The 3,544-nt window shown below is 51.6% G+C and carries 6 protein-coding genes; 2 read left to right on the top strand and 4 right to left on the bottom strand.

Annotated features, from left to right (window positions below; translation table 11 throughout):
* Positions 1-32: 32 nt before the first annotated feature.
* From GA0061102_RS32300 to GA0061102_RS33085, 3 genes are all read right to left on the bottom strand, one after another.
* Positions 33-278: a hypothetical protein gene (locus tag GA0061102_RS32300; RefSeq protein WP_092856826.1), complete on the bottom strand. Its 246-nt coding sequence runs from the start codon at positions 276-278 to the stop codon at positions 33-35.
* Positions 278-511: a MerR family transcriptional regulator gene (locus GA0061102_RS32305; protein WP_092856829.1), complete on the bottom strand. Its 234-nt coding sequence runs from the start codon at positions 509-511 to the stop codon at positions 278-280. The genes GA0061102_RS32300 and GA0061102_RS32305 overlap by 1 nt, the downstream gene beginning before the upstream one ends.
* A 423-nt stretch (positions 512-934) precedes the next feature.
* Positions 935-1,105: a hypothetical protein gene (locus tag GA0061102_RS33085; protein ID WP_159432235.1), complete on the bottom strand. Its 171-nt coding sequence runs from the start codon at positions 1,103-1,105 to the stop codon at positions 935-937.
* 172 nt (positions 1,106-1,277) lie between these two features.
* Here GA0061102_RS33085 and GA0061102_RS32310 point away from each other — a divergent pair, with 172 nt between their 5' ends.
* Together GA0061102_RS32310 and GA0061102_RS32315 are read left to right on the top strand one after the other, a co-directional pair.
* Positions 1,278-1,889, top strand: coding sequence for a restriction endonuclease subunit S domain-containing protein (locus GA0061102_RS32310; protein WP_092856832.1), 612 nt, complete (start codon positions 1,278-1,280; stop codon positions 1,887-1,889).
* Entirely contained in the window at positions 1,879-3,240 is a 1,362-nt protein-coding gene (locus tag GA0061102_RS32315) for an N-6 DNA methylase (RefSeq protein ID WP_092856835.1), read from the top strand. The genes GA0061102_RS32310 and GA0061102_RS32315 overlap by 11 nt, the downstream gene beginning before the upstream one ends.
* A gap of 12 nt (positions 3,241-3,252) precedes the next feature.
* On the opposite strand, the gene GA0061102_RS32320 is transcribed toward GA0061102_RS32315, so the two are convergent.
* Positions 3,253-3,438, bottom strand: coding sequence for a restriction endonuclease (locus GA0061102_RS32320; RefSeq protein WP_245298211.1), 186 nt, complete (start codon positions 3,436-3,438; stop codon positions 3,253-3,255).
* Positions 3,439-3,544: the final 106 nt, after the last annotated feature.

The following is a 3,544-nucleotide window of genomic DNA, read 5'->3' on the forward strand; positions in this document are numbered from 1 at the left end:
CGTCTCCTATGTTTGAGGCTCTGGCTCTGCAGCTAACCCTCGTTCTGAACATAATGCGAGACGAGCCACCCTGCCGGCCAAGGACATGGGGTCTCTCCCTGGCGAACGTCAATCCACTCGCGCAGTTCTTCGCTTTCTCTCGCAAAGAATGTGCGCGCCTCGACCCGACCTGTTTGTGAAATCGCAACGAGATGACGGCGCTGGCCAGAGAACATCTCGTCGAGAAATTCGATAGCCCCATCCGTGTTACCTTCTAAGAAATCCGGTTCGTACACCATTATTCGACACCTCCCTTGCGGGAGGAATCGATGTAAGCGACTACTTCGGAGAGTTTTACAAGCTTTCTGGAATTGAACGGTGCGTAGTGGGGAATATCGCCACGCTTCACCGCGCGCTGAAGCTGCCAGTAATAGATTCCGAGAGTTTCGGCGACTTCTTGGAAAGTGAGGAGTTTTTCGGGAACAATGCCCGAGGCGGAGCGCTCGCTAGGCACACAACAAATAGTGCTCATTGTCTCGTCTCATATAGAGGGAAGAGAGATGCGCGTAGCCAGGAAAATCGCCGCAGAGCGCATCTCTCCCCGATTGAACTTGTGGGGGGGGGATGCAACCGGCAGCGCTCTCTAGAACTTTTCAACCTCGGCGGTTGTTACGTCGCAAGCACTACATCATGAAGGCGGCTCTCACCGCGCGTCAGCACACTCCATCAGTCGCAGACTAACTGTGGCAGGCATTGCGCGTCTTGTAAACCACTAATTTTGTTCACGTTTTGTGGTCAGAGACTCGTAATTTTCTCGCGCCCGCGCGCATAGCTGCGCCGCCATGAACGACTGACGCACAGCGGGCACTAGGCGTACCGGACGCACGAGACGTACGAAGGCATGAATTTCCTACCAGTGGCTGTGCTTGATCATGCGACGATCGGTTCAATATTGCTACTTCCGCGAGATCTTCATGTCCTGCAGCTGAATCGGTAGAGCTGCATTCTGCTCGAACTTGATGCCAGCACTACTGATCTCAACGCGGTAACCAGTACCGGCGGCAATCAAGATAATGATAACCACCGTCCCAAGTGTCAGGAGCCGATTGACGTCAAAATCCTTCACGTTTCACACTCCTTTTAAATCCAGTTTACTTCTGTCACCACTTTTAGGACCAAGAACGGCATGCTATACAAAGAGTACTGCAGGAAATTTATACACCGAAACTCTAGATGAACTCAAGCGAGATATTGAAGTATTTTTCGTACTGAAAAAAGAACAAGGGGGATGACGGGCTATGGAGATACCGATTGTCGTGCCGCTAAAGGACGCGGCCAACTCAATTTTCATGGGAGTGAACTTGGCCCGCGTCCCTCCACAGGCTGGTGAGACTGTGAGTGTGCCGGTTATTCACGTGAAGGATCTTACTGAAGGCATACTTAGCGATGCCGAATCATTGGAAACTGTTGAAATTTCAGAATCTTTTCAATTGGGCAGGCAACGCCTGCAAACCGACGATTTGCTCATAAGTGCGCGTGGGACGCTCATGAAAACCACCGTCATACATGCCACTCATTCAGGAACAATTGCGAGCGCCAATTTCATCGTAGTACGAATGGGAGAGAACCCCATTCTCTCGCCGGTGCTGCTGAATGCGTTTCTGCAGCAGCCGCGTGTCCTGGCTCGTGTACTCAGCCGAGCGCCAAGCACTGCTCAATCAGCACTTACTATTCGTGATCTCGAAACATTACCGATTCCCATTCCAGCACCCGAGCTACAACCTGTGTTAGCTCACTTCCTTAAAGTGTCAGAGGATCACTATCGAACTGCTATCGATGTCGCTCGCCTCCGAAAGGAAGAGGCTATGGAAATTTTAGCTCAGTATATGGACCTTAGAGATGCGTCATAACGAGACTAAAAAGGAGACTCCCTTCGTTCCCTGGGAGCGAATTCTGCAGTCAATGTCAGAGTTGAGTAGGGCAACCCGATTTCAGCACTACAACGAGCCGCTCGCTCTCTTAGGCTTCGTTTATTGTCTCAGGCGCGACCATGGAAACCTTGAGCCTCCCCTCGTTGATATTGATCATTTCTTTGCATGGCTTAGCCACCAGATGGAGGAGCGTCGGGGAGGTATAGAGATTTCGGTAATTGATTACCTTTTCCCGAACCTCAATCAATTGGAATCGGGCATTGGTAGTGGCTGGCTCAAGCTTGCACTAGGCGAATGGCCCCTCAATGGTTTCGCGGAATGGTTCCACACCAAGCTATATCAACTTAAAATTGGATGGTATCACGGCACACCGCCGTCGGTGGATCGGGTAATCTCGTCGCTTTTTAGCGGCACCAACTTCGCAACAATTTACGATCCCGCGTGCGGCACGGGGGGATTGCTACATGCGATAGCGGTGGAACGAGGAAAGAGCACTCTACTGTTCGGACAGGAAGAGATCGGCGAAGTTTGGGCCTGGGCAAAGCTTCGTTTCTGGGTCTCTGATCTCGACGCCGACTTAAGGAGCGGAAATACTCTTAAAAATGATGCTTTTCGAGAGTTCGAGCGTACTCGCCTTTTCGATCTGGTTGTAAGCAACCCGCCGTTTGGTGCGCAGATTGCTTTCCGGGATATTAGTCCGTGGACACATTATAGCGCGTTAATGGGTGATCTACCCAACCGCGTGTCGAGCGAAGTCGCATACGTAAACAAAATCTATGACAGCTTACGAGACGGAGGAATCGCAGCGATTATAGTTCCGAATGGGCTTTTGTTTCGAGCCGGGCTGGACGAAAGACTTAGAGAATCGCTGATAAAACGTGACGCTATTGAAGCTGTTATTGGCTTGCCGGCACGCCTTTTTGCCCCCAGCACGGCCATTGAAGCAGCGATTCTTGTTCTTAACAAACGTAAGGCTGACCAACGTCGAGATCACGTCTTGTTCTTAGACGCTCGGGATCTGGGTCAACGTGACAGCGCTCGTGTCGCTCTCCCGGATGCAGCAATAGAACAGATTTCGACGGCTTATCGGGAGTGGAAAACTGAACAAGGATTTTCGGAAGTTGTGGCTTTACAGGATTTAACTGCTGAAGCTTTCTCCTTGTCACCTTCCCGCTATGTTCAGCCTGCCCCCACACAAACGACAGTCAGTTTTTCTGATCGTCGAATCCTTATCAACGAACTGGATCAACGCTGCGCTGACTTGCAACAAGAGTATGAAACACTGCGGATAAAACTTGTGAGCTGGAAAGGCGAGGCAGACACAATGTGATGGTGAGGGCGATCACTCCTCGACGAAGAAATCCTCGTCTAGCCGCTTGACCTCCACCGTGCGGGCGACACGGACGCCGACGCCATACTCAATCATCAGATCGGCGAACCGGTCGCCGTCGATCAATACGATCCGCTGAGGCAGATGGCGAACGAAATCCGTGGCCGGTGCGCTGAAGCTCGATGTCGTGACGAACACACCCTTCGATGGTAACCGCCCGATTGCTACCGCCTGCCAGCCATCGTCGTGATGGCCTAAGACACGTGTTTAACGACGTCGTTAGCGACGTGTCTTAGGTGGAGAT

The sequence above is a fragment of the Martinezella miluonensis genome (assembly GCF_900094545.1).
Taxonomy (GTDB): Bacteria; Pseudomonadota; Alphaproteobacteria; order Rhizobiales; family Rhizobiaceae; genus Rhizobium; species Rhizobium miluonense.